Annotated in this window: 26 protein-coding genes; 18 read left to right on the plus strand and 8 right to left on the minus strand. The window is 64.3% G+C overall.

Annotated elements, in window-relative coordinates; all coding sequences use genetic code 11:
- The first annotated feature begins 8 nt into the window (after positions 1-8).
- The 3 genes from ACO550_RS08625 to ACO550_RS08635 are packed head-to-tail and all read left to right on the plus strand — an operon-like array spanning position 9 to position 1007.
- On the plus strand, positions 9-311 hold the full coding sequence (locus ACO550_RS08625; protein ID WP_315597557.1) for a 2Fe-2S iron-sulfur cluster-binding protein: 303 nt from the start codon (positions 9-11) through the stop codon (positions 309-311).
- 1 nt (position 312) lies between these two features.
- On the plus strand, positions 313-636 hold the full coding sequence (locus ACO550_RS08630) for a ferredoxin (RefSeq protein WP_315597558.1): 324 nt from the start codon (positions 313-315) through the stop codon (positions 634-636).
- A complete protein-coding gene (locus ACO550_RS08635) occupies positions 636-1007 on the plus strand; it encodes a 2Fe-2S iron-sulfur cluster binding domain-containing protein (protein WP_315597577.1) in 372 nt (123 codons plus the stop codon). The genes ACO550_RS08630 and ACO550_RS08635 overlap by 1 nt, the downstream gene beginning before the upstream one ends.
- 19 nt (positions 1008-1026) lie before the next feature.
- Here ACO550_RS08635 and ACO550_RS08640 read toward each other — a convergent pair whose 3' ends face one another.
- Complete coding sequence (locus tag ACO550_RS08640; protein ID WP_315597559.1) at positions 1027-1848, minus strand: IclR family transcriptional regulator; 822 nt, start codon at positions 1846-1848, stop codon at positions 1027-1029.
- 225 nt (positions 1849-2073) lie between these two features.
- Between ACO550_RS08640 and ACO550_RS08645 the strand changes: the two genes are divergently transcribed.
- Positions 2074-2985: a LysR substrate-binding domain-containing protein gene (locus tag ACO550_RS08645; RefSeq protein WP_315597578.1), complete on the plus strand. Its 912-nt coding sequence runs from the start codon at positions 2074-2076 to the stop codon at positions 2983-2985.
- A 102-nt stretch (positions 2986-3087) separates the two neighbouring features.
- On the opposite strand, the gene ACO550_RS08650 is transcribed toward ACO550_RS08645, so the two are convergent.
- Both ACO550_RS08650 and ACO550_RS08655 read right to left on the minus strand, forming a co-directional pair.
- Positions 3088-3360: a hypothetical protein gene (locus tag ACO550_RS08650; RefSeq protein WP_315597560.1), complete on the minus strand. Its 273-nt coding sequence runs from the start codon at positions 3358-3360 to the stop codon at positions 3088-3090.
- A 244-nt stretch (positions 3361-3604) separates the two neighbouring features.
- A complete protein-coding gene (locus ACO550_RS08655; protein ID WP_315597561.1) occupies positions 3605-4156 on the minus strand; it encodes a YggT family protein in 552 nt (183 codons plus the stop codon).
- A 197-nt stretch (positions 4157-4353) separates the two neighbouring features.
- On the opposite strand from ACO550_RS08655, the gene ACO550_RS08660 reads away from it, so the two are divergent.
- Positions 4354-4821 (plus strand): MarR family transcriptional regulator, encoded by a 468-nt coding sequence (locus ACO550_RS08660; protein WP_315597562.1) that lies wholly within the window; start codon positions 4354-4356, stop codon positions 4819-4821.
- Positions 4822-4952: 131 nt separating this feature from the next.
- On the plus strand, positions 4953-5699 hold the full coding sequence (locus ACO550_RS08665) for a glycine zipper 2TM domain-containing protein (RefSeq protein WP_315597563.1): 747 nt from the start codon (positions 4953-4955) through the stop codon (positions 5697-5699).
- 92 nt (positions 5700-5791) lie between these two features.
- On the opposite strand, the gene ACO550_RS08670 is transcribed toward ACO550_RS08665, so the two are convergent.
- From ACO550_RS08670 to ACO550_RS08680, 3 genes are all read right to left on the minus strand, one after another.
- On the minus strand, positions 5792-6508 hold the full coding sequence (locus tag ACO550_RS08670; RefSeq protein ID WP_315597564.1) for a dienelactone hydrolase family protein: 717 nt from the start codon (positions 6506-6508) through the stop codon (positions 5792-5794).
- A gap of 242 nt (positions 6509-6750) precedes the next feature.
- Positions 6751-7068: a hypothetical protein gene (locus ACO550_RS08675; protein WP_485994611.1), complete on the minus strand. Its 318-nt coding sequence runs from the start codon at positions 7066-7068 to the stop codon at positions 6751-6753.
- Positions 7069-7471: 403 nt separating this feature from the next.
- Positions 7472-8044 (minus strand): phospholipase D-like domain-containing protein, encoded by a 573-nt coding sequence (locus tag ACO550_RS08680; protein ID WP_315597566.1) that lies wholly within the window; start codon positions 8042-8044, stop codon positions 7472-7474.
- 258 nt (positions 8045-8302) lie between these two features.
- Between ACO550_RS08680 and ACO550_RS08685 the strand changes: the two genes are divergently transcribed.
- The gene (locus ACO550_RS08685; RefSeq protein ID WP_315597567.1) at positions 8303-8509 is read left to right on the plus strand and encodes a dodecin; all 207 of its coding nucleotides are present in this window, start codon (positions 8303-8305) and stop codon (positions 8507-8509) included.
- 21 nt (positions 8510-8530) lie between these two features.
- Here the strand turns inward: ACO550_RS08685 and ACO550_RS08690 are convergent, their stop codons facing one another.
- Both ACO550_RS08690 and ACO550_RS08695 read right to left on the minus strand, forming a co-directional pair.
- Entirely contained in the window at positions 8531-10207 is a 1677-nt protein-coding gene (locus ACO550_RS08690; RefSeq protein ID WP_315597568.1) for a ShlB/FhaC/HecB family hemolysin secretion/activation protein, read from the minus strand.
- A 140-nt stretch (positions 10208-10347) separates the two neighbouring features.
- Entirely contained in the window at positions 10348-11712 is a 1365-nt protein-coding gene (locus tag ACO550_RS08695) for a collagen-like triple helix repeat-containing protein (RefSeq protein ID WP_315597569.1), read from the minus strand.
- Between the two features lie 495 nt (positions 11713-12207).
- Between ACO550_RS08695 and ACO550_RS08700 the strand changes: the two genes are divergently transcribed.
- From ACO550_RS08700 to ACO550_RS08750, 11 genes are all read left to right on the plus strand, one after another.
- A complete protein-coding gene (locus ACO550_RS08700; protein WP_315597570.1) occupies positions 12208-13335 on the plus strand; it encodes a collagen-like triple helix repeat-containing protein in 1128 nt (375 codons plus the stop codon).
- 425 nt (positions 13336-13760) lie between these two features.
- Entirely contained in the window at positions 13761-13943 is a 183-nt protein-coding gene (locus tag ACO550_RS08705; RefSeq protein WP_315597571.1) for a Flp family type IVb pilin, read from the plus strand.
- A 416-nt stretch (positions 13944-14359) separates the two neighbouring features.
- Positions 14360-14821: a TadE/TadG family type IV pilus assembly protein gene (locus ACO550_RS08710; protein ID WP_315597572.1), complete on the plus strand. Its 462-nt coding sequence runs from the start codon at positions 14360-14362 to the stop codon at positions 14819-14821.
- A gap of 60 nt (positions 14822-14881) precedes the next feature.
- A complete protein-coding gene (cpaB, locus tag ACO550_RS08715; protein WP_315597573.1) occupies positions 14882-15841 on the plus strand; it encodes a Flp pilus assembly protein CpaB in 960 nt (319 codons plus the stop codon).
- A gap of 13 nt (positions 15842-15854) precedes the next feature.
- Positions 15855-17267, plus strand: a complete 1413-nt coding sequence (locus ACO550_RS08720) for a type II and III secretion system protein family protein (RefSeq protein WP_485994616.1) — start codon at positions 15855-15857, stop codon at positions 17265-17267.
- Between the two features lie 84 nt (positions 17268-17351).
- The gene (locus ACO550_RS08725; protein WP_315597580.1) at positions 17352-18572 is read left to right on the plus strand and encodes a pilus assembly protein; all 1221 of its coding nucleotides are present in this window, start codon (positions 17352-17354) and stop codon (positions 18570-18572) included.
- A 1-nt stretch (position 18573) separates the two neighbouring features.
- Positions 18574-19890: a CpaF family protein gene (locus ACO550_RS08730; protein ID WP_315597574.1), complete on the plus strand. Its 1317-nt coding sequence runs from the start codon at positions 18574-18576 to the stop codon at positions 19888-19890.
- On the plus strand, positions 19883-20809 hold the full coding sequence (locus ACO550_RS08735) for a type II secretion system F family protein (protein ID WP_315597581.1): 927 nt from the start codon (positions 19883-19885) through the stop codon (positions 20807-20809). Before ACO550_RS08730 ends, ACO550_RS08735 begins: the two co-directional genes overlap by 8 nt.
- A 16-nt stretch (positions 20810-20825) precedes the next feature.
- A complete protein-coding gene (locus ACO550_RS08740) occupies positions 20826-21929 on the plus strand; it encodes a type II secretion system F family protein (RefSeq protein WP_315597582.1) in 1104 nt (367 codons plus the stop codon).
- Between the two features lie 11 nt (positions 21930-21940).
- Positions 21941-22741, plus strand: a complete 801-nt coding sequence (locus ACO550_RS08745; protein WP_485994618.1) for a tetratricopeptide repeat protein — start codon at positions 21941-21943, stop codon at positions 22739-22741.
- Complete coding sequence (locus ACO550_RS08750) at positions 22738-23088, plus strand: DUF3613 domain-containing protein (RefSeq protein ID WP_315595913.1); 351 nt, start codon at positions 22738-22740, stop codon at positions 23086-23088. Before ACO550_RS08745 ends, ACO550_RS08750 begins: the two co-directional genes overlap by 4 nt.
- Positions 23089-23096: the final 8 nt, after the last annotated feature.

The following is a 23096-nucleotide window of genomic DNA, read 5'->3' on the forward strand; positions in this document are numbered from 1 at the left end:
AAAGTCATATGCCGAAAGTTGTTTTCCACAAGAACGGCCAGGTGTTCGTGGACGAGGTCAAGCCTGAGACGAACCTCGTGGTGCGCGCGGGCATCAAGCAGTTCCCGTATCCACACCTGCGCTACGAGTGTGGCATGGGCAAGTGTTCCAAATGTGCATGCCGAGTGCTGGATGGTGCCGAACACCTGCCGCCACCCAACTGGAAAGAGAAGAAGCAGCTTGGCGAACGGCTCGACCAGGGGTTCAGGCTGGCATGCCAGATCTGGCTCACGCATGACATCGAACTCGAGCAGCCGGAACTGACGACCTGACATGTTCGTGATCCTGACCAGCAAGCCCGGCCAGTTCCGCACCGAGGCCGTACCCGGCGTGCAGCCTCTGGAAACCTGGGAATACCTGTTCTACGGGCGTCCCAAGGCCATCTTCGTGATTGCCGAACTGGTGGAAACGGAAAAGACGATAAAGGTGCGCGTAATCGATGAAACCGGCGATGGAGTCGATGCCGGCACCGCGCCAGTGGTCAATCACGTGCCCACCAAATTCCTGGAGCGTTTCGATACGCTCGCCGCTGCCCACGATGCGCTTCACAAACTCGCGCACTTTGGCAGCATGGATCTCACTATGAGGAAGCAATGATGCGGGCCGATACCGAAACGGATACCACTGTGGCCGACGATACCGAAGCCGATGCCGTGCCGCAGACGCGCACGGTGGCCATCACGTTCTTGACCAATCAGGGCAAGACCGTGACCGCGCCGGAAAACAGCAACCTGCTACGCGTATCGCTGCGCGAGCAGGGCGGCATCCCGTTCAAGTGTGGTGGCGGCATCTGCGGTACCTGCAAATGCCGGATCGAGACCGGGCTCGAGCATACCGATGCAGTCAAGCCCAAGGAGCGCAAGCATCTCAACGATGACGATCTGCGCGCCGGCTATCGCATGGCGTGCCAGACGTTCGTCAAGGGCGATGTATCGGTGTCCTGGCAGCCATTGACCGCGCCGCGCTAGTACCAGCGGGCTGGCGCGCTCAGGTGCGCAGCCCGACCATGGCCGAAATCTTGTCGGCCGCCTCCAGCAACGGCGGCAGGAACTGGTCCACCATTTCCTGTGCGCTGGTGCGATTGGCCTGGCCGCTGATATTGAGCGCGGCAATCACCTGTCCGGTGCGATTGCGGATCGGTGCGGCCAGCGACACCAGCCCTTCTTCCAGTTCCTGATCGTTCTGCGCCCAGCCGCGTGTGCGGATTTCGGCGATCAGTGTCTTCAGCGTGTCGATATCGGTGACCGTGCGACGGGTACGTGCCTGCAGGTCCGATGCACGCAACACCCGGTCGAGTTCGGCCGCATCCAGTCCCGACAGCAGCACGCGTCCCATCGACGAACAGTAAGCCGGCAGCCGGCTACCGATCGACAGGTTGATGGTCATGATCTTGCGTGCCGGCACGCGCAGCACGTAAACGATCTCGGTGCCGTCCAGCACGGAGATCGAGCAACTCTCATGCACGGATTGCGAGAGCGTTTCCATGATCGGCTCGGCCAGGTTCCAGAACGGCATCGACGTCAGGTACGCGAATCCGAGGTCCAGGATCTTCGGCGTCAGGCGAAACAGCCGACCATCGTTCTGCACATAGCCCAGGCCCACCAGCGTCAGCAGGATGCGGCGTGCCCCGGCGCGGGTCAGTCCGCTGGCCTGGGCGATCTCGGTCAGCGTTTGCGCCGGATGACTGGCGTCGAAGGCACGGATCACCGACAGGCCGCGCGCAAACGACTGCACATAGCTGTCGCTCGGTTTCTCTGTCGTACCGGCCACGGGCGCCCGGGACGTTGCGGAATCGGCTGGATGCGCCATGGATCTGAAAGGGCTCGAAAGGCCGAAAGGGTAGAGGAAATGTGCCTGCTTTGCCAGTCCGGGGCAACCTTTTGCGAACTTGTGTGGCCATCGTGTCGAAGACGGAACTCGCGTGGTCGCTGACGAGACAAAACTGTCTATCGCATAATGTGCAACCGCACAATGTTGCAGCATCGCGCAACAGATGGCCACGACAACAATGTCATGCAATGGGAAACGGGTCCGGTGAACGAGACAATCCAGTGGAACGATTGGGAGGCTTTTTGCTGTGTGGTGGAGCAAGGCACGTTTACAGCCGCTGCCGCCGCGCTTGATTGCCCGAAGTCACGCGTTTCGGCGGCGGTGATCCGGCTCGAGACCGCGATCGGCGCCAAGTTGCTGGAGCGCACCACGCGCCGCATGCGGCTCACCGATGCCGGGGGCGCGGTTTATCGCGACGTGGCGCCACTGTTTGCGCGCCTGCGCGAAATCCGCCAGGAAACCCTGGCGCGCGAGGAGCGCGTGCAGGGAATGCTGCGCATCGCCACGCCCTATGAATTTGGTGCCCAGCAACTGGGCGGCGTGATCTGCCGCACGCTGGCCGCGCATCCGGCACTCGATATCACCGTGGAGATCGCGCAGGGACTGGTCGACCCAATCCGCGAAGGCTATGACATTGCCTTCGTGACCGTCGATACCGACCTGCCCGACTCGGGCACGATTGCCCGCCGCATCTGGCACGTCGAGCGCGGGCTGGTGGCGGCGCCGACCCTGGCAGCAAGCCTGCCGGCACAGATGCAGCCGGAAGACTTGTCGAACATGCCTACGCTGGCCACGCCGGGTGCTTCGATCTGGGAATTTTCGCGCAACGGCCAGCGGATTGCGGTGCCGATCCGACCTCGCATGCAGACCTATAACGCCGAACTGCGCATGCAGGCCGCGCTGGCGGGACTGGGAATTGCCAGGGTGCCGATGACGGCTGCGGAGACGGAAATTGCGCAGGGCAGGCTGGTGCGCGTGATGCCGGATTGCCCGTTGCCGCCGCTGAGGGTATTTGCGTTACTGCCCGACCGGCGGCTCCAGCCGCGCAAGGTGCGCGCATTCATGGAAGCCATCGAGTCGATGATGGGGGCGGATCTCGACGATCTCGGGCAGTAACTTGCGCTGTGTGACTGGCTCAACGGAACTGGGGGAGCGTTCCGCCGAACCTGTTTCGCCTGGACTGGCGAAACTCATGCGCCGGCGAGGCGCATGCGACGCTTACGCGCCTTCGGTGTAGACGTCGCGCTTTTCCGTGACGGTGCGGGCGCCTTCGGTGTAGACGTCGCGCTTTTCGGTGACGGTGCGGGCGCCTTCGGTGTACACGTCACGCTTTTCGGTCACGCCGCGCGCGCCGTCGAGGTACGGGTCGATCGTGCGGCCGATGCTGCCGTCCAGGCGTGCCAGGTCCGACAGGGGTTGGGCAGCCTGGGCTGCGGTGGCGCCGATCGACAGGCCGAGGGCGATCAGGGAGAGGGCGAGGGTCTTCTTCATGGTGTGCTGTTCCTACTATTTGGCAGAGATCGCGGGTGGGTTCCGCGCTGGCTGTAATGTAGGCTTCGGCATGCACAGGAAAAAGGGTGAATCCTCGACAGACTGTTCAATGCACTGAACAATAAGGGTTAACCCTAGACCGGAATTGTGTGATACGGTGGCGCCCCTCGCCACCGCTGATACCGGCCAGTGATTGGCCGTAAAGCGGGTTAGCGACTGCTTACACCGACGCTAACTTCGAGGTTCATACGACCCCGCGGCTCAACCCGCCGATCACCATCAGCAGGATCTGGGCGATCACGAACAGGATCAGCGGCGAGATATCGAAGCCGCCAAGGCGAGGCAGGATGCGCTGGATCGGGCGCAGCAGCGGGGCGGTCAGGTGCCAGATCGGGCCGGCCAGCGGCGATTGCGGGTTCACCCAGGACAGTACTGCCATCAGCAGCGTGACCCACATCACCATGCTGATGCCCCACTTGAGCATGCTCAGGATGGCAAGCGCGAGGATCACAGGCAGGAATGACACCGGATCCGCATTGAGCACCAGCGCGCGGCAAACCAGGAATGCCACCGCGGTCAGGTAGGCCGCGAGCACGGTAGCCCAGTCGATACCGCCGATACCGGGAATGATGCGGCGCAGCGGACGCACGATCCAGTCAGTGACCTGGAATACCCCTTGCGACACCGGATTGCGGGACGGCAGGCGGGTCAGTTGCATCCACAAACGCAGCAGCAGCGCCATGCCGAAGAGCGTGAAGACAGTATCAAGCAGGAACAGGACGATTTCCGTGAACATCGGGCGGATTTCCCTTTTAGGCGTTGCGCGTTTAGGTTGCGACAGGGGTGTCGGCGACCGCACAGATTTTGCCATACCCGGTTGCCCCACCCTGCGCAAAAATGGAGGCTGAATGCGCGTCAGCGCACCAGATGCGATCGCGGCAACTCATATAATGGGCGCCCAGTCACCTGACACCGCGCATCCCGCTGCCTTCTATGCCCCGCAAGCCCGCCACCGCGAAGCCGACCGGCGAAACCACCGCACTGAGCAAACCGGACTTCGAGGCGTTGTCCGACTTCCGTTACCAGTTGCGCCGCTTCCTGCGGTTTTCCGAGGATGCCGCGCAGTCCGAAGGCGTGACCGTGCAGCAGTACCTGCTGATGCTCCATATCCGCGGCAGCCGCGACAAGGAATGGGCGTCGGTGGGCGAACTGGCCGAGCGGCTGCAGGCGAAGCAGCATGGCGTGGTGGCGCTGGTCAATCGCTGCGAAGCGGCAGGGCTGGTCAGCCGTCGCGTCAATCCCGACGACCGCCGCGTGGTGCAGATCCATCTGCTGGCCAAGGGCGAGCGTTGCCTGAACCGGTTGGCCGCGCTGCACCGCGCCGAGCTCGAGTCGTTGCGCGGCACGTTTCGCGTGGCGCGCATCACCGCGTTCAACGACGACGAAGCCGAACGGACCTGATCCGACCTGACCCGGAACGCCACGCGTTACAGGCGGTTACCCAACACAATCTCTGGTGACACCTGCGCGCAGGCGGCCGCTCTAGACTCCCGCGCATTATCAACACGCGCTTCGACGCGGGAGTGTCCACCATGTCCATCCGAATTCGTTCAGTCATGCGCCCGCTGGCACTGGCCACGCTGGCCGCCGGTACGCTGGCAGGCTGTGCCGCGCCCTACGGTGCCGGCTATGGCGATGGGTATGGGACGGGGTACCAGAGCGGATACCAGACCGGCTATGGCAGCGCAGGTTACGGCAGTACCGGCTATGACAATGGCTACGGCACCTCCGGCACGCAGATCAGCGGCACCCCCGCCTATCAGCAGCAGCCGTATCCACAGCAAAGCTACCCGCAGCAAAGCTATCCGCAGCAGTCATATCCGCAGGCGCAACAGCCGGGTTATCCGCAGCAGCCTGCCTATGACCAGTATGGCTATCCGCAGCAGGCCCAGGGTGGCTACGGCGCTGCAACTGGCAATTCCGGCTACAGCGACCCGTATGCCGTGCGCTATGGCTGGGTCGAGTCAATCGAACAGGTGGGTGGCCAGCCGGCCGGCACCAGCGGTGCCGGCGCGGTGATCGGTGGGGTGGTGGGCGGCCTGCTGGGCCACCAGGTAGGCGGCGGGCGCGGCAATACCGTGGCGACGATTGGTGGCGCGGTGGCGGGCGCACTGGCGGGCAATGAAGTGGAGAAACGCTCCGGCACCACGCAGCCTGCGTTCCGCGTACGTGTACGCACCAATGACAACAACTATCTGACGTTGACGCAGACCACCCCATACAACCTGCGCATGGGCGATCGCGTCAAGGTGCAGAACGGCGTGGCCATGCCCTACTGAGCCGCGTCACCAGCATCACCAGCATCACCAACATCAGCCATCAGGAACGCCCGGTCACGCAGCCGGGCGTTTTGCTGTCTTGCCGTCTTGCGTTACGACAGCGCGTTGGCCAGGAAGGACAGCGTGCGGCCGTGGGCCAACGCCGCCGAGCGTTGGTGATACGAGCCACGTGCCCAGCAGTTGAAGCCGTGGTCAGCCTGCTCGTATACGAAGACCTCGGTGCCGCGCTTGCCGGCCACGGCCTGGCGCACCTTCTCCACGTCGTCAGGGGTGATATGGGCATCCAGCGCGCCGTAGTGGAACTGCACCGGCACGTTGATGGCTGCCGCCTCGTGCAGGTTGTTCTGGATGCCACCGCCGTAGTACGGCACGGCCGCATCGACCAGGCCACGGGCCGCGGCTATGTACGAGACCAGTCCGCCAAAGCAGTAGCCCACGGCTGCGACCTTGGCGCCTTCGCCAATCTCTTTGCGCAAGGCAGCCACCGTGGCGCTAACGTCGGACACGGTATCTTCGAGGTTCACGGCCTTGCGCAACTCCATGGCCTTTTCCCAATCCTTGCCGTCGTAGCCCAGTTCCACGCGCGGTGCCTTGCGCCAGAAGACGTCAGGAGCCAGCACCACATAGCCGTCGGACGCATATTGATCGGCCACCGAGCGGATGTGTTCATTGACGCCGAAGATTTCCTGAACCAGTACGATGCCGGGATTGCCCGGCTGCTTGCCGGCGGGCGGCAGGCTCAGGTAGGCGTCAAAGCTGCCGTCGGCGGTATCGATACGGATCCAGCGGCTATTGGGCGTGGTGCTCATGATTGGGGAAACTCCAGGGTTGTTCAGGCCAGCAAGGGGCCAGCGGATGCGCAAGTGTGCCACCGCTGCAAGGAACCTGCAGCGCGCCGATCCAGGTCACGCCAAGGCAAACCAAGGCGTGCCGCAAAAAAACATGCCGGCACCCGCGGGTCGGGTTGGCCGGCATGGGGGCCGCATGCATTGCGGCCGCAGGACTGCTTGTTCTTTCGCTGGGCGTTGCTGCTATGCGTCGCTTACCAGCGTTACCAGCGCAATTGCACGTTCTTGTCGCCGGGAGCCACCGTCGTACGTTTGGACATGCCGTCGTACGTCGCTACCACCTGGTACGAGGCGCGTGGGCCCTTGATCAGGCAGCGTGGACCGGTCGATGTGAACTGGGCCACTTCCTTGCCATTGCGCATCAGCTTCACGTTGACATCCGACAGGTACTCGCCACGTCCACCTTGCGTGAACAGCAGCCCCATATCGTAGTTACGCGCCTCGCTGCGCATTTCGGCCTGTTCGTCGGCTGCGACACCGCCGCACACATAGGTGAACGGGCCGGCCGTGGACGTACTCATGTCCGCGTTCGCCGCCATCGACACGCCTAATGCTGCGGCGAATATGCCGACAGCACACCAGCTTCGCGCGCGTCGGTGCACCGTGGACTTCCGGGCAAATTGGTCAGTGTGTTGATCTGCTTGCATCGCTTCCTCCTGCCAGGTTGACGGGATGGCGCGACGCTTGCCATGGGGCAGGTTCATGGACTGGACAACAGCCTGTCGCGGCATCTCCTTGGATACGTACCTCAAGTAGATACCGCAGCGCAGCAGGCGTCTGTCAGCGTTTCACTGATCTTCCTGCGGGACGAGGCTGAGCCATGCGGGAAACAGCGGGGTATTTTGCCCGCTGCCGTACCGGGCTTGCAGGAAAGAGAGGCGCCGCTCACATGGCGGCGCACACTTGTTACTCTGGCAGGCAGTGTCAGTATGCCGACGACTTTTCGAAGCGCGTGCGCCAGTTGTCGGAGTAGGCCTTGACCACAGCGCTATCGCCACGAATCAGCATGCCGTTCTCGGCGTTGCGTTCCTGCGCGGACTTCGTGAAATTGAACGAACCCGTGAATACTGCCTGGTCGTCGAACACCATGACCTTGTTGTGGGCGATGGCTGGCCGGGTATCGACCACCACCGGAATGCCCGCGTTCTTGAGGAAGGTGGCACTGGTGTAGCGTTCCGATGCCTGGCTCTTGTCCACGATCACGCGCACATCCACGCCTCGCTGGTGCGCTTCGGTCACGGCCTTGGCGATTGGCGTGCTGGTGAACGAATAGGCCTGGATCAGCAGCTTGTGCCGCGTCTTGTTGATGGCCTCGACAATCATGTCCTGGCAGCTTGGACCATCGGGCACGAAGCACAACGTGTAGGTGCTGCCGGTGGCGAACTGGCTGGTATGCGCGCGTGGCGCGCCAAGCGTGTCGACAAAACGTTCCAGCGTGGAAGTGGTGCGAGCCTGCGCGGCACCCGCGACAGTGACGACGGCCAGCAGGCCCAACATGCCCGCCTTAGCGAGGCGCCTGCATCGGAGCAAGGAAGGAAACATCAGGTTACAGGGTGGTGACAGGAATCGAGGGCACGCAGCGTAACAGGCCGTGCGCTGTTTTCGCAACCGGAAACGCACATGCATTTGCTGCTTGCGGGAACTGATGAACGGCCTTGGGACTCGATCCTGAGGGTGCCTATGATGAATGGGCTGCAGTGCTGTTACGCGGCAGGCAGCGGTCCTGCCAAATGAGCCATGACACAGGAGACCAAGATGTCCAACCACACCTACAAGCTGGTCGAAATCGTCGGGTCGTCAGCCGATGGCAGTGACGACGCCATTCGCAATGCGCTGACCAAGGCAAGCGAGACCATCAAGCATATCGACTGGTTCGAAGTGGTGGAGACGCGCGGCCATGTGGTGGACGGCAAGCTCGCGCATTTCCAGGTGACGCTGAAGATCGGCTTCCGGGTCAACTGAGCCCGACGGGGCCGGGCGCATTCAATCGAACTGGTACGACCACAGCAGGTTGATCCGTGGCGAGCGGTGGCTGGCGTTGGTGGGCTTGTCGCCCACGGGCTGCGCCACCGATACGTCCATCGAGTAATAGCGGCGGTCGGAGAAGCGCAGGCCGATAGCCACCGACTGCAACGTACGGTGTGACAACGACACGCTGTTGGAGTACACGCGCGCCATGTCGGTGGCAATAAAAGGCTGCAGCGTCTTCAGGTACGTGAAGTCAACGGTGAACAGCCGGTTGATCTCGGCCGATGCGCCCCAACCCTTGTCGCCGGCGATCTCGCCTGCGGGATAACCGAGACCGAAGAAGCGGCCCCCGAAGCTGATCTGCTCGCTGGAGGCGAGCCGGTTGCCGCTGTATTGTCCGGCGGCCGACAGCGCCATGCCGAAGCCGAACGGCAGGTCGTTGGCCTGTGACAGCAGCAACCGGGTGCGCCAGAAGCTCAGATCGTTAAGGTTGTTCTCGCGATTGGCGCCGAGCGCGTCGAAGCCCTTGTAGAGGCCCAGCGTCGCGTTGCGTGTGACACCGCTACCGCGCTGCAGGTAGGACATTTCCGCACTGGCCACGCGCACGCTGGTCGACAGTTCCACCTTGCGCCCAGCGCCCGGTTGCACAGCCTGCGTATAGCGCTCGAACTGGCTGTTGGCATAGAAGCCGCCGGTCAGCGTCAGCACATGGCGGTTGTTGAGGATCAGCGGATAGGCAAGCGAACCGCCGAGCCGTTTTGAATCGTTGACGTAGCGCGATTCGAAACCGATGGGTGCCAGCGCGCTGTTCTCGGGTACGCCGCGATAGTGCGAAGCAGTGATCTTGGCCAGCATGCCTTCGGTGCCGAGCGGCTGCGCGTAGGTGGCGGCGTAATACTCTTCGCTGTCGCGGCCCTTGGGGAACAGCGTGGAGAACGACAGTTGCTCTCCGAGCGGCGTCAGGCTGTTGGTGGTGGCCGTGGCAATCGCGCGGATACCCGGCGACATCCATTCCACACCGGTGCCGAAGGTGAATGGCTTGCGCTTGACCTCGATCACCATGTCGCACGCACCATCGGTGGTGGTGGGCGGTTGTACCGTGGCGTTGACCTGCATGCCCGGCTGCTGCGCCAGCACGTTGACATAGTGCTCGAAGCTTTCCTGGCGCAGCGGGCGGTCCTGCTTGAGCTGTTCGGCGATCTTGCGCAGCCGCGCTTCAGAGGGCCCCGGCTTGCCACGTACCGTGACGTTGGCAACATACCCTTCCACCACGGTGATCAGCACCTTGCCATTGTCGAAAGCTTGCGCCGGCACGAAGGCGAAGGACAACGGATAACCGGCGTCCTTGTACATCTGCGTGACGGCTTCCGCTGCCTGCAGCAGTTCGGCCACCGTGATTTCGCGATTGGCCAGCGGCGTGAACTTTGCCGCGATCTGCTCGAACGGCAGGGTCTTCGCACCTTCGATCTGGAAATGCCTGGGCGTGAGGCGCGTCGCAAGCAGATTCTGCAAGGCTGAGTCGGGACGCTCCACCTGCACCGTGACATTGCTTTGCGCAGGCTTGCTTGGAGCGATGCTGGGCAGGGTCTGGGTCGGATCGCCCTGTACCGGGCCTCGTTCCGCGTGAGACAAACCGCCATGTATGGCGCCGACGCCAAGCAACAGCGCGGCAACGCGTTTGCGTGTACGCATGGTATTACCCCTCGGTGTAAAACTGCTGTGCGGCTATGAGGTCGCGTGCCACGGGCGCAAGGGATGCCGCTTCCCTTGCCGCCCACTGGTGGCCGTGACGCTTTGCTTCGTTGGGGGTGCCATCAGCACCCCGTCAAGGTCTAGGGCTTGCCGCCGAGCGCGCCGCTCAGTCCGCTTGTGAGCCCACCCACGAGGCCCCCGACGACGCCCGTAACCGGGGCCAGCGGATTGGCCGGCTTGCTGCCGCCCGAGGTCGAAGCGGTGGTGGTGCTGGCCGGTGCATTGCCGCCGGCAAGGCCCGCAACCACCGCGGTGACTGGCGCCAGCGGACTGGCGCCGCCGCCGGTGGCGTTGGTCACGCTGCTGGTTACTCCGCTGACCAGGCCGGTCACCGGGGCGAGCGGACTTGTGCCACCACTGGCTGCGCCGCCGAGTCCGCTGCCGAGTCCGCTGGTGAGTCCATTCGTGAGTCCGCCGACCAAACCAGTCACCGGCGCCAGCGGGCTGCTTGCGCTGCCACCGGCCGGGCCATTCACGACACCGCCCACCGATGCCACCGTGGTGCCGGTGCCCGTGACGATGCCGCCTACACCCGATACGACCGGTGTATTGGTATTGGTCAGTTGCGTGCCGGCAGTTGCCAGTGCGCCGCCCACCGTTGCCAACAGGTTGTTGACCGGTTGGCCCAGCCCCGTTGCGGCGCCAAGCGTTTGCGTGCCGTTGGTCAGCGTGGACGTCAGCGGCACGATGGCTTTGCTGACGCTGCTGGTCAGTTGCTCGACCGGACCCGAGGAAAGCGCGGTGCCGAGCTGGCTGCCAACGCTGCTGACCGTGCCGCCCACCTGCGACACCACGCCACCCAGCGGCGTGGTCACGGTACCCAACGGTGCCAGCGGGCCGCTACCGAGGCCGCTGACGGCGCTACCGGCATTCGACACCGCATTGCCGAGCTGGCTCACCACGCCGCCTGTGCTGGCAACCGTGGTACCCACCGGGTTGGTGGCATTGGGAATATTGCCGAGACCGGACTGCACACCGTTGCCAAGTACGCTGACGGCATCGCCAACGGAACTCACCACGCCGGCCAGGCCGTTCTGCGTCTCTGACGATATGCCGGGCACGTTCGCGGTCTGGATGGCATCGCCCACGCCGCTGACCGTGTTGCCCACGCCGCTCACGAGGCCGCCGGCATTGTTGGCGATGACGCTGGTCGGCGTCAGTGCCGTGGTGTTTCCGCCATTGTTGCCGCCGTTACCACCACCGTTGTTGTTCGAAGTATCGGTGCCGGTGCTGCCGGTGCTGCCGGTGCTGCCGGTGCCTCCGGTGCCACCAGTGCCACCGCTGTTGCCCGTCGTTGCGGTATTGCTGGTGCCGCCGGAACTGCCCGTGCCGCTGGTACCCATCGACGTCGAACCGCTGCCGCTCGCGCAACCGCCAAGTGCCAGCAAGGACCCCAGCAGAGTCGTGACCAACATCTGCTTTGCAAAACGTTGCTCTTGTCGCATGACCTTTTCCTGTTTTGATTTTCCCGTTCAAGTTCACGAGCACGCGTCCTTGTTTTGTGTGTCATCGAGGTACGTGGCGTGCCGTGTCTGACATGCATTGCGCAAACGGTGTGCCAATCAGCGGGAGGGTCCTTGATGGACCCATACGAAGGTTGGGGATGCCGCTGCAAACGCCCGTGTCACAACGGTTTCAGGCAGGTGGGTCAAACGCGCGCATGAAGCGCGCGGACATCGCGCAGGCTCTAATTCGCGTTACGCGTTACGTAACGCGTCGGCGTAACACGTTACGTGACACGTAACGGCCTGTGATGGCGCCGAACCCCTGCGTGGCTCGCCCATCAGGAACCTGCGCTCGTCCCGCAAAGCCGCCGTGCGCAACGGTTTGCCGGCGTTCGGCGGAAGTGCCGCGGCGCTCGTGTCGAACATGCGCTTGAGCCTGGCACACCGTTTGCGCTTTCGGTTCCCACATACCAGCACACCGAAGGAGAACAGGACATGAAGGCAACGATGCAGACGCGCCCCCTCAACGTGATGGCTATCGCCTGCGCCGCCGCGGTGGTCTTGCTGGCCGGGTGTGCCTCGGGTGGTTCGAGCGGCGGTGCAAGTCCGTCGTCGCCAAACACGCCGACCAATCCGGGGACCACCAATCCGCAACCGACCGCGGAGACCACGCCTACCGCCAAGGTGACGGAGAGCGCCGGCAATACGGTGACGGCCACGGGCAGCGCGCTAAGCCAGATCGGCCAGCAGATCAAGGACACCGACGTGCCGCTGGTACCGGCTGCCGCGAAGAATGCCACCGGTGATGTCGTGGTGGAGGCAGGCAATACCGTGGCCACGCTCGGTACGGGTGTGCGTGATGGGTTAGGCATGATTGGCGCGGTCGACAATCCGGTGGGCGTGACCGTTGCCAACACCGGCAATGTCGTGACGCAGGCCGGCGCTACCGTGGTCAGTGCCGGCGACCTGGTGCAGGCGGTTGGCAGCGACCAGCTTGCGCCGCTGTCGGCCGTGACCAATCCCGTGGGAGGGGTGGTGCAGACCGTGGGCAGTGCCGTGATGACCGGTGGTGACAAGCTTGGCGAGGCACTGTCGACCGGACCTGTCGCGCAAGTGACCGGCAGTGTCAGCACGGCCATCGTGCCGCTGACCACGCAACTGACCGGCGCCACGCAGACCGTAGGTGCGGCAACCGGCCTCGGTGCGCCGGTGAACAACCTGCTGACGCAGGTCGGCAATACGGTGGCCACTACCGGCGGCCTGATCTCTGGCCAGAACGTGCCGGTGGTGTCCCCCTTGGGCGGTGTGGTGACCGAAGCGGGCAATACCGTGTCGGTGGCCGGCGTGCTGCTCAACGGCAGTGGCAGCAACGGCGGAGCTGCCGGGAATCCGTTGGGCGGCCTGCTCAACACGCTACCCGCGCTGGGTGGCGCAACGGGTGCCGCAAGCGGTGGCACGACCGCTGGCAGCAATCCGCTGGCACCGGTCACCGGATTGCTGGGCACGGTGACTGGTGGGCTGACTAGCGCGACCGGCGCCACCACGGGGGCAGGCAGCAGCACGAGCACCAGCAATCCGCTGGCGCCGGTTACCGGACTGCTCGGCGGACTGACGCGCCCCTGATACACGCGGAGACTAGGGACTTTCCCTGTCATTCGCGCCGACTACTTTACGGTGCGTTGTCGTCCTTACCCCGCGCTGCGCATCCTTTTATTTCGTGCCGTGCCTCGGTCCTGCATTGTCATGTGCAGACTGCCGCACGGCACCCTTCATTTGTTGCACGCTCCTTAACAATTCGAGCCTGAATCATTGCTCCTCATCCCGATGGCCAAGGTGCGGGCCGCATTGTTTCAAACGTCTGTCCTACCTTAAGCTGGCTCGGCCATAGCCCGAACGGGGGGTATGGTTGAAACAAACCATGTCTTATAAATGTTCTACCGGCGGCGAAACGAAATAAATGCCACAAGTTGCATAGATGGCAATGCGGATAAGGGGTCAGAGATCGCCGGGGATCCATGCAGGGGTAACGCACTTCGGGAGTGAGCATCATGAATCGGAAGCTGGCGCGCTTCAACAAGACCCAACGCGGTGCAACCGCGATCGAATATGGCCTGATCGTAGGCCTCATTGCCCTTGCCATCGTCTCTGGCGCAACGCTTCTGGGCAATAACCTCGGCACAAGTTTTACCACCCTGGCAGGTCAGGTTACCGGATGGCTAACCGCGCGCTGATAGCGATCTGACGGCTGTTGCCGCGCAGCGGCAGCAACCGTCGCGCAGTCAAGACGCGGATCGCATTGATGTTCGTGCCTGCGGCGGCGCAGGCACGACGGGCGCTTCTGGCCGACGAAAACTGGCTTTTCAACTTTCGACATCACTCTCGATGGCGCGGGGCTTCGGCTGCCCGCTCAGCGGGCGAAGCATTGGTGGCAGCACAGAAGGCGGAATCTGAAGTGGTAGCAGTGGCACTGGCCGCAGGCAATCACGGACGGCCAGGCAAGAGTGGTAAGAGTGGTCCAAGTCGCGATACGTCGCAGTAACGGCGCCCACAAGGCACGCCGCTGCTGGCGCCGGCAGCCATGCCGGCGCCAGTCATGCGGCCTTGGCGCGCTATCCGGAAGGCGTACGTAGAAGATACCGGGTGAAGCATGGCATCACGGGGGAATGCGTACCGTCATCGCGAAGACGGTGTCGCGGCGATCGAGTTCGCACTGGTATTTCCGATCCTGTTGGCGATGGTGTTGGGCATCGTCTACTACGGCATGGTGCTTGCCGTTCAACAGGTACTGACGCTCGCCGCCGAGGAAGGCGCGCGGGCTGCCTTGCGTTATCCATTGACATCAAATGGCGGCACGCTGGCCGACACGGTCCCGCTGCGCGTGGTGGCCGCCGAGCAGACTGCACGCAGTACGTTGCCGACAACGCTTGCCGCGAACCTGCAGTCGACCGCCATCGCCCAGGCCGAGGCCTGCACCGCGCCAGCCGGCACACAATGCGTGCGCGTCACGCTGAACCTCCCCACCCAAACCATGCTTCCGGTCGTGCCGTTCGTGCCGGTGCCGGCCACGCTGACCGGCAGCGCCGTCGTCCAGCTTTCTCCAGATACCTGAGGCCATGATGCAGATGCCATTGCGTGGTACTTCCCAAAACCTCACCGGACGGGTTGAGACATGAGCAGCAAACAGATCCGGATTCTTGCCGTGGTCCTGCTGGTACTGGCCGGGCTGCTGGCGCTGATGGCGTGGCAGGTGGCGCGTCATCAGGCGTTGCCCGTGCCGGTTGCCACGGCAACGCCAACGCATGCGGTAGTGGTAACCACGCGCGCGGTGGAAGCCGGCAAGCCGCTGCCAGCCGATGCGCTGACCGTGATGCAGTTGCCGATCCAGCCTGCCGGTGCCTACCAGGATGTGGCGCGCGTGGCGGGACAAATCCCGCTGGTCAACCTCGGTGCCAATGTTCCGGTCATGGAAAGCCAGTTGCTGGCTGGACTGGCGCGACAGATTCCCGAAGGCGACCGTGCCCTTGCAGTTGCAGTCGACGAAGTCGTTGGCGTCGGGCATCAGGTACAGCCGGGAGACTTTGTCGACGTGTTCGTGATCCTGCGCCGCGACAGCCAGGAAATAGCGGAAAGCCAGACCCGCCTGCTGCTGTCGCACCTGCGCGTGCTGGCGTATGGCGTGGGCTCGGTCGGCGAAGCGCCCAAGGTCCAGGGCGAACAGATGATGGCGCGCCGCGAGGGCGCCAAGACCGCGGTGCTGTCGGTCCCCGTCGAGCAGGTAGGGAAGCTGGCCATGGCGCAGCAGGCAGGGCGCCTGATCCTGGCATTGCGCAATCCGAAGGACGAATCGATGCCGAGCGAAGGCATGTTTGCCGAACCGCCATCCGTGCTGGCGGCACGTGCGGGTGTGCCGCCCGAGGCTGAGCGCGCGCCGATGGACAAGGCGGCGGCTGGCGTAAGTCTGTCTGGGCTGGTGAACAACACGGCGCCGCGCACCGGCACGCCAGCGCCGGTCATGCGACCCGTCGTGCAGCCCGGCGCCGGTGCGTTGACTGCATCGGCATCGCGCCGCGAACCCCTGGACAACAACGGCGTCGAGGTGATCCGCGCCGGCAAACGAGTGATCGAGTAACGGACAACACGGCATGCCCAAATCGATGAAAGACCGTGTGTGGGCGCAGGCGCGCCAGAGCAAGTCGCAATGGATGATGGAGATCGCGCTGCTGATGGCAGTTGCGACGTCAGTCATCAATGTCATGAACATCCGGGCTGCCCACGCGGAGGAAGCCACGACGCCATCGTCGGTGCGCACGCTACGTATGCTGGCCGGCGCGCAACAGGAAATCCGCCCCGGTCAGTCGTTGGAGCGTGTGGCCGTGGGCAACCCGGCCGTGGCCGATGCATTGCTGCTCAAACATCGCGGTGGCTCGCCCACGGTGCTGGTGGTGGCCAAGAAGCCCGGTGTCACCGACCTGATGATCTGGAGCCGCAATGTGGCGCCGGTCAGTTACACGGTGCAGGTCGACGCGGTGGCGCAGGACGCCGGCGGTGCCACGCTTGACCTGTCAGCGGCAGGTGCGACGATCAGCGGCCAATCGCGCGACGCAGCAGCCGCCTCGCGCATGCAGCAGGCCGCGCGTGCTGCGGTGAGCAGTCCCGATGGCAAGGGCGGCATGGTGGTTGACCGTTCGGTCGTGCCGGTATCGGGCACGGTGCAGGTCGATGTGAAGGTAGTGGAAATCAGCAAGACCGTGCTCAAGGAGGTCGGGCTGAATTTCGTACGTAACAACGGGGGCTTCACGTTTGGATCGTTTGGTCCGTCGTCGCTGACCAAGACCACGATCGGGCCGAATCCGTCTGTGGAAGGTACGTTTCCGATCAGTAGCGCGTTCAACCTGATCGCGGCTTCCGCGTCGAAAGGCATTTTTGCGAACCTGAGCATTCTGGAAAGTAACGGACTGGTGCGCGTGCTGGCGGAGCCGAGCCTGGTGGCGCTGTCGGGACAGAGCGCGAGCTTTCTCGCCGGCGGCGAAATCCCGATCCCGGTGCCGCAGGCCTTGGGCACGACGACGATCCAGTTCAAGCCGTTCGGTATTGGCCTGACCGTATCGCCGACGGTGCTGTCGAGTGATCGGATTGCACTGAAGGTGGCGCCGGAAGCCAGCGACCTGGATCCGTCGCGTGGCATCACGATCAATGGCGCATCGGTGCCGGCCATCATCACGCGCCGTGCCGATACCACGATCGAGCTGGGCGACGGCGAGAGCTTTGTGATCGGTGGACTGGTCAGTCGCAATACCGTCAGCAACGTAAGCAAGATTCCGTTCCTGGGGGACCTGCCCATCATCGGCAGCTTCTTCAAGAACCTGAACTTTCATCAGGAAGACCGCGAACTGATGATCGTGGTCACGCCACACCTTGTAAAGCCGCTCGCCAAAGATTCACAGGCCGCGGCCAATGTGGCCAACGATGGGCGCACGACGGCCAGCCCCAATGTGTGGGGCCGCTTCGTGCTGGGCGAGTATGCGGATCCGACCTTGCCGGGATTTTCACGCTGACCGGCGGGGCAGGGAGCGAGCGACCGAGGGTGGATCAACGGTGATCAAGGTAAGCAAGGGCGGATGATGGAGCGAGATGGCCAGATGGACTATTTCCTGCTGAACACCACGCGCGAGAACGTGCGGCACTGGCTGGGCCAGGCCCTTGCCGGCGTCGGCACACTGGCGGCCGAGGATGGTGCGCAGGAGGCCTTTGTCGAGCAGATCGGGGTACTGCGCCCCGGACTGGTGTTCCTCGACTTCTCCGCGGCGCATGCGGCGGCATCGACGCGCCTGGCGGAGCAGGTGCTGCGCCTGTTCCCGCAGTTGCCACTTGTTGCGGTGGGCAACGCGGGCGAGCCGGACGCGATGCTGGCGGCACTGCGTGCCGGCGTGCGCGACTTCATCGATCTGCGCGGCGCACCCGCGCAAGCGACTACCGCCGTGCGGCGCCTGATGGTGCCGCGCGCGCAGGTCCGGGCCGTTACGCCCAGGCATCGGCACGGCAGGATCGTGGCCTTGCTGGGCGCGCGGCCTGGCGTCGGCGTGACCAGCCTGGCGGTGAACCTGGCCGCGGCGGTGCGCCAGCGCGAGAGTGCCGAAGTGTTGCTGCTCGACCTGGGACTGCCCGCGCGCGATGGCGCGCTCTACCTGAACATCGCACCGGAGTTTCACTTTGTCGAAGCCGTGCGCAATCTGCGCCGCTTTGACCAGGTGTTTGTCGAGACCGCGCTGGCGCGGCATGGCAATGGCGTCTCGGTACTGCCGCTGCCGGCCGCGCTGGCCGAGTTGCGCGATATCTCGTTTTCGGAGGCGCTCTCGCTGCTCGATCTCCTGCGTGGATTCTTCGACCTGCAGGTCATCGACCTCGGCGGGTTTTCCAATGCCGAGTTCATGGCGCAGATCGTCAAGGCGGCCGATGCCGTAGTGGTGGTTGCGGAACAGAGCGTTGGCGCCATTGTCTCGGCGGCGGAGCTGGTGCAGGAACTCAGGAAGCGCGAGATCGATCGCCAGGACCTGCATCTGCTGGTGTCGCGCTTCGATCCCGAGCTTGGCGTGGATGCGCAACAGATTGCCGAGCGGATCGGGCTGGCCTCGGCAGGCACGCTGCCCGACCGGCGCGCCGCACTGCTGCAGGCCGCGAACCGCGGCGTGGTGCTGGCCGACGATGCGCCGACCGACCCCTACGTGCGCGCGATGGGTGCGTTGATGGAACGACTGGGCTACCACGCCGGACAGCCCGCAGAGCGTGGCCTGCTGGGCCGGATCAAGGACAAACTGCCTGGGGCATTGCGTGTCGCGCGCACCGCACGGGCCGGGAACTGACATGACCGATGCGATCGAATTCTCGGACAACACCGCCGCCCCGTTTCCTGTCTCGCAGGAATTCCACCAGATCAAGGAAGCGGCGCACGAACATCTGCTGACGCGCATCGAGGAACTCGGCGCGGAGTTCGGCCGCTGGTCGCGCGGGGCGATCCAGCGCTTTGTCGATCTTGAACTCGAAAGCTTTACGCGGTTGCGCCGCATTCCGATCAACGAGGCCGAACTTCGCCAGATCTCGGAGGCGCTGACCAAGGAACTGGCGGGTTTCGGTCCGATCGAGGACCTGCTGCACGACGTGGCGGTGGAAGACATCCTGGTCAACGGCCATCTCGACGTCTATGTCTCGCGCCACGGCGTGCTGGAGCGGATTCCGGTGCGCTTTGCCGACAACGGCCACCTGTTGCGCATCGTGCGCCGGATCCTGGCACCGATCGGCCGCCGGCTCGACGAATCGAATCCGATGGTCGATGCGCGGCTGCCCGACGGCGGCCGCATCAACGTGATCATTCCTCCGCTGGCATTGGCGGGCCCGGTGGTGTCGATCCGCAAGTTCCGCAAGGACCCGCTGACGCCGGCCGACCTGCAGGCGCTGGGCACGATGAGTCCGGAGATCACGGAACTGCTGGAAGCGGCAGTGCGCGCGCGCTGCAATATCCTGGTAAGCGGTGGCACGAGTTCCGGCAAGACTTCGCTGCTCAATGCGCTGGCTACATTTATCCCTCCCACGGAGCGCGTGATCACGATCGAGGACACTGCCGAACTGGCGCTCAATCACCCGCATGTGGTGCGCCTGGAAAGCCGGCCTGGCGGATTCGAGGGCACCGGTACGGTGACCATCCGCGACCTGCTGCGCAACAGCCTGCGCATGCGGCCCGACCGCATCATCGTGGGCGAAGTGCGCGGTGGCGAGGTGCTGGAAATGCTGCAGGCCATGAGCACGGGCCACGATGGCTCGATGGGCACGATTCACGCGAGCAGTCCCCGCGAATGCCTGTATCGGCTGGAAATGCTGGCCGGATTCGCCGGCTTCCAGGGTAGCGAAGTCAGCCTGCGCCGACAGATTGCCAACGCCATCGACTTCATCGTGCAGATCGGGCGGTTGTCGAATGGGCGCCGCCGCATCGTGTCGATTACCGAGGTTACTGGCCTGGGTGACAACATCATCTCTACACAGGAACTGTATCGCCACGAGCCCGTGCAGAACGCCGACGGCACGGAAACCGACCGGTGGCAGTCGCTTGGGATCCTGCCGCATTCGCCGAAACTTGCGCGCATGCGTCCGGCCAACTTCGCGCTGGATGACCGCTTTGATCTCTAGCGCCAGCCTCTTCATCGCCGCGTTTGCCCTGGTGCTGCTGGGGCTTGGCCTGCTGATGCTGGCCACGGCCCGTGGCCGCGCCAATGCCGAGGACGCGCGGGCGCATCTGGTGGCGCAGACCGAGCAGGTGCGCGCGAGGTATGTCACCGCCGCGGAACCGGCGCCGCAAGGCAATACACGTGATTTGCGCCGGCACTGGGCGGATCTGCTGCGTCGCGCCGACATTACGCCAGCGCGCGGCACCTATTTGCGCTGGGGTATGCCGATACCGGTCATGGTGCTGGTTGGCGCGGTCGCGGGTGGCTGGATTGGCGCGGTGGCGCTGCTGATCGTCGGCGTGGCGCTGCTGTCGTTCCTGCTCTGGATGCGCATCCGTCGTATCAAGGACAAGATGCTGCGGCAACTGCCGGGCTTTCTCGACGGTGTGGTGCGATTGATGACGATCGGCAGCAGCGTGCCGGCCGCGTTCCAGAATTCGGTGGCCAATACCGAGCCACCGCTGCGCCAGTGCCTGGTGCAGGCCATCCATCTGCAGCGTGCCGGCAAGGAACTGGACCAGGCCGTGCTGCAGATGGGGCGGGCCTATGATCTCGACGAACTGGTCATCGTGTCATCGGTACTGCGGCTTTCGCAACGCTATGGTGGGCGCGCCGACGTGGTGATGGAGCGCACCGCGACCTTCATGCGCGACCGCGAGGAAGCGCAGCGCGAATTGTTGGCCTTGTCCGCGGAGACACGACTGTCCGCATGGGTACTTGGGCTGCTGCCGTTGGTGGTGGCTGGCGGCCTGTTCGTGATGAATGCCGGGTACATCATGCTGATGTGGCGCGACCCGAGCGGCCGCGCCATGCTGCTGACCGCCGCGGCGCTCGAAGTGGCGGGTGTGCTGATGCTGTACAAGCTGGCGAAGTCCATCTAGGCGCGCGCATATGCAAATCGACGCGATCACGTTGATCTCCACAAGCCTGCTGGCCGCGGCGATGGCGCTGCTGGTGCTGGCATGGCCACTGCTGCAGCAGTGGCGCCATCGGCGTGCAGCCTCGCGCACGATCGACGCGGCACTCCAGCGCCAGGCCGCGCTTGGCGCCGCGCAAGCGGGCCATCCGGCGCCAGCCACACCGACTGCGCAGGGCGTGCCCACGGCCGCGCCAATGTCGGCGCGTGCTGCCGCGGCGGCGGCAGCACTGACACCCCAGCAAGCATCGACGCAGGCTGCGGCCCCGGCCAGCAATGTTTCGCCGGCTGCCTCCGGCACGCTGGGCGCAAGGCTCGGCAAGGAATTTGGTGAACGCTTCAACCAGCGCTGGCTTGAATCGCGACTGGGCCGTGCGGTGGTCACTGCCGAGGAACAACGGTTGCTCGAACAGTGCGGGCATTACGGGATACAGCCGCGCGCCGTATTTGGTGGCCTGCGAGTGCTGGTGCCAACGGCGCTGGCAGTCTGCGTGCTGCTCTGGCGCATCGATGGCAAGGTGCTGCACGCCTTGACGTGGTCCTTCGCGACTTTCTCGGTGATCTTCCTGCTGTCGAAGATGGTCTTGCGGCGCTGGGCGCGTAGCCGTCAACGGCAGGTGGCCGAGGAATTATCGGTGCTGATCGACATGCTGCGTCTGCTGCAGGGCGTGGGGCTGTCGATCGACCAGAGTCTGCAGATCATCGTTACCGAGTTTGGCACCATGCTGCGCGTACTCGGCCCGGAACTGCAGCGCGCCAACCAGCAGTTTGCATCAGGGCGCTCGCGTGAACAGACGCTTCAGCGGATCGGCAAACTGTTCGATGACGAAGACCTCAAGAGCCTGATCACGCTGCTGACGCAGGTGGACCGACATGGCGGCGCGGTGCAGGAGCCGCTGCGCCAGTTTGGCGAACGTCTGCAGGTTGCGCGCAAGGCGCGCATGAAGGACAAGATTGGCCGACTGACAGTGAAGATGACCGGCGTGATGGTGGTGAGCCTGCTGCCGGTCCTTCTTATCCTGACCGCTGGCCCGGGTTTCCTGGGCGTGATACGCATGCTGTCGCGCATGAACGGAGGACATTGATGGAGATTTCCATGACCCGGCCCGTTGCGCTGGCCGCGATGCTGGTGCTGCTCGGTGGCTGCGCCAACGTGCCCAACAACGCCGACGCCATGGCGCGGCAGGCCGATGCACAGATCGAGCTCGCCAAGCTGCAGGAGAAGGAAGCACGTGCCGAGTACAACGACCAGAACGTGTACATCGGCCTGATCGCCAAGATGCAGTCGGAGGGGATGTACTACGCGTCGCTGGCGCATATCGACGCATTCCAGCAGCGCTTCGGCAGCAACACGGCGCTGCAGGCGTTACGTGCCGATGCATTGCGCGAAACGGGGCAGGATGAGCTGGCGTTGCAGGCCTATCGCGAACTGCTCGGTACCGACCGCGCCGCGCGCGCGCGGCATGGCATGGGGCTGGTACTGGGTCGGCAAGGCGACTTTGTTCAGGCGGCCGGCGAGTTGCGCCAGGCGACGGCGCTCGATCCTGTCAATGCGCAGGTGGCCAACGATCTCGGCTATGCGCTGATGCGCGGCGGGGCGTTGCAGGAGGCGCGCGTGCCTGTGATGCAGGCGCTGGAGCTCGATGCCAACAATCCGCGCGTAATCAGCAATGCCGTCGTATGGATGCTGGCCTCAGGCAAGCGCAATGAGGCCAACGCGATGATGCAGCGCGCGGCAATGCCGGAGCCCACACGCGCGGCGATCCGCAAGGAAGCAGACCGCGTGACCAAGGCCGCGCAAATGCGTGACAAGGCCACGCCGCGTTCGTCCTCGAATCAGAACCGGAACAGCGCAGCCACGCAATCGGTGGCGCTCAATGCAGGGGGCAGGCCATGAGGCAAGTTCTTCGCGGATTCGCATATGGCCTGACGGCCGTGGTGCTGGCCATCGCGCTGCTCGGCAGCGCCTTGCCGGCCGGTGCGCAAACGCAGTCGACACCATCCGTTGCCGAGGCGCGGCCCAACGGCGTCGCGGTGGGCGATCACACGCGCGCGCTGCTCGACGTCCAGCGGTCCGGCTCGCAGGCCGGCCCGTTGCATCCGCTGACCGGTGAACAGGCGGCATTGGGCTACGCGCGATACATGCGCAGCTTCAACCATGCGCTGCCCGAGTTCTTCACAACCCAGGCCACCGGCAGCCCGTTGCGGGGAGGCTCCGGTAGCCAGTCGGGCAATGGGCAATAGGCAATAGC

The organism is Cupriavidus sp. (assembly GCF_057315035.1).

Bases quoted from the DNA above. Each gene is read 5' to 3' on its own strand.
- ACO550_RS08665 (WP_315597563.1), top strand. From the start codon at position 4,953: ATGTCCATCCGAATTCGTTCAGTCATGCGCCCGCTGGCACTGGCCACG.
- ACO550_RS08680 (WP_315597566.1), bottom strand. From the start codon at position 8,044: ATGTTGGGCCTGCTGGCCGTCGTCACTGTCGCGGGTGCCGCGCAGGCT.
- ACO550_RS08720 (WP_485994616.1), top strand. From the start codon at position 15,855: ATGCCCAAATCGATGAAAGACCGTGTGTGGGCGCAGGCGCGCCAGAGC.
- ACO550_RS08690 (WP_315597568.1), bottom strand. From the start codon at position 10,207: ATGCGTACACGCAAACGCGTTGCCGCGCTGTTGCTTGGCGTCGGCGCC.
- ACO550_RS08625 (WP_315597557.1), top strand. From the start codon at position 9: ATGCCGAAAGTTGTTTTCCACAAGAACGGCCAGGTGTTCGTGGACGAG.
- ACO550_RS08685 (WP_315597567.1), top strand. From the start codon at position 8,303: ATGTCCAACCACACCTACAAGCTGGTCGAAATCGTCGGGTCGTCAGCC.
- cpaB (WP_315597573.1), top strand. From the start codon at position 14,882: ATGAGCAGCAAACAGATCCGGATTCTTGCCGTGGTCCTGCTGGTACTG.
- ACO550_RS08655 (WP_315597561.1), bottom strand. From the start codon at position 4,156: ATGTTCACGGAAATCGTCCTGTTCCTGCTTGATACTGTCTTCACGCTC.
- ACO550_RS08660 (WP_315597562.1), top strand. From the start codon at position 4,354: ATGCCCCGCAAGCCCGCCACCGCGAAGCCGACCGGCGAAACCACCGCA.
- ACO550_RS08670 (WP_315597564.1), bottom strand. From the start codon at position 6,508: ATGAGCACCACGCCCAATAGCCGCTGGATCCGTATCGATACCGCCGAC.
- ACO550_RS08630 (WP_315597558.1), top strand. From the start codon at position 313: ATGTTCGTGATCCTGACCAGCAAGCCCGGCCAGTTCCGCACCGAGGCC.
- ACO550_RS08695 (WP_315597569.1), bottom strand. From the start codon at position 11,712: ATGCGACAAGAGCAACGTTTTGCAAAGCAGATGTTGGTCACGACTCTG.
- ACO550_RS08650 (WP_315597560.1), bottom strand. From the start codon at position 3,360: ATGAAGAAGACCCTCGCCCTCTCCCTGATCGCCCTCGGCCTGTCGATC.
- ACO550_RS08730 (WP_315597574.1), top strand. From the start codon at position 18,574: ATGACCGATGCGATCGAATTCTCGGACAACACCGCCGCCCCGTTTCCT.
- ACO550_RS08725 (WP_315597580.1), top strand. From the start codon at position 17,352: ATGGACTATTTCCTGCTGAACACCACGCGCGAGAACGTGCGGCACTGG.
- ACO550_RS08640 (WP_315597559.1), bottom strand. From the start codon at position 1,848: ATGGCGCATCCAGCCGATTCCGCAACGTCCCGGGCGCCCGTGGCCGGT.
- ACO550_RS08745 (WP_485994618.1), top strand. From the start codon at position 21,941: ATGACCCGGCCCGTTGCGCTGGCCGCGATGCTGGTGCTGCTCGGTGGC.
- ACO550_RS08710 (WP_315597572.1), top strand. From the start codon at position 14,360: ATGGCATCACGGGGGAATGCGTACCGTCATCGCGAAGACGGTGTCGCG.
- ACO550_RS08700 (WP_315597570.1), top strand. From the start codon at position 12,208: ATGAAGGCAACGATGCAGACGCGCCCCCTCAACGTGATGGCTATCGCC.
- ACO550_RS08705 (WP_315597571.1), top strand. From the start codon at position 13,761: ATGAATCGGAAGCTGGCGCGCTTCAACAAGACCCAACGCGGTGCAACC.
- ACO550_RS08635 (WP_315597577.1), top strand. From the start codon at position 636: ATGCGGGCCGATACCGAAACGGATACCACTGTGGCCGACGATACCGAA.
- ACO550_RS08675 (WP_485994611.1), bottom strand. From the start codon at position 7,068: ATGAGTACGTCCACGGCCGGCCCGTTCACCTATGTGTGCGGCGGTGTC.
- ACO550_RS08750 (WP_315595913.1), top strand. From the start codon at position 22,738: ATGAGGCAAGTTCTTCGCGGATTCGCATATGGCCTGACGGCCGTGGTG.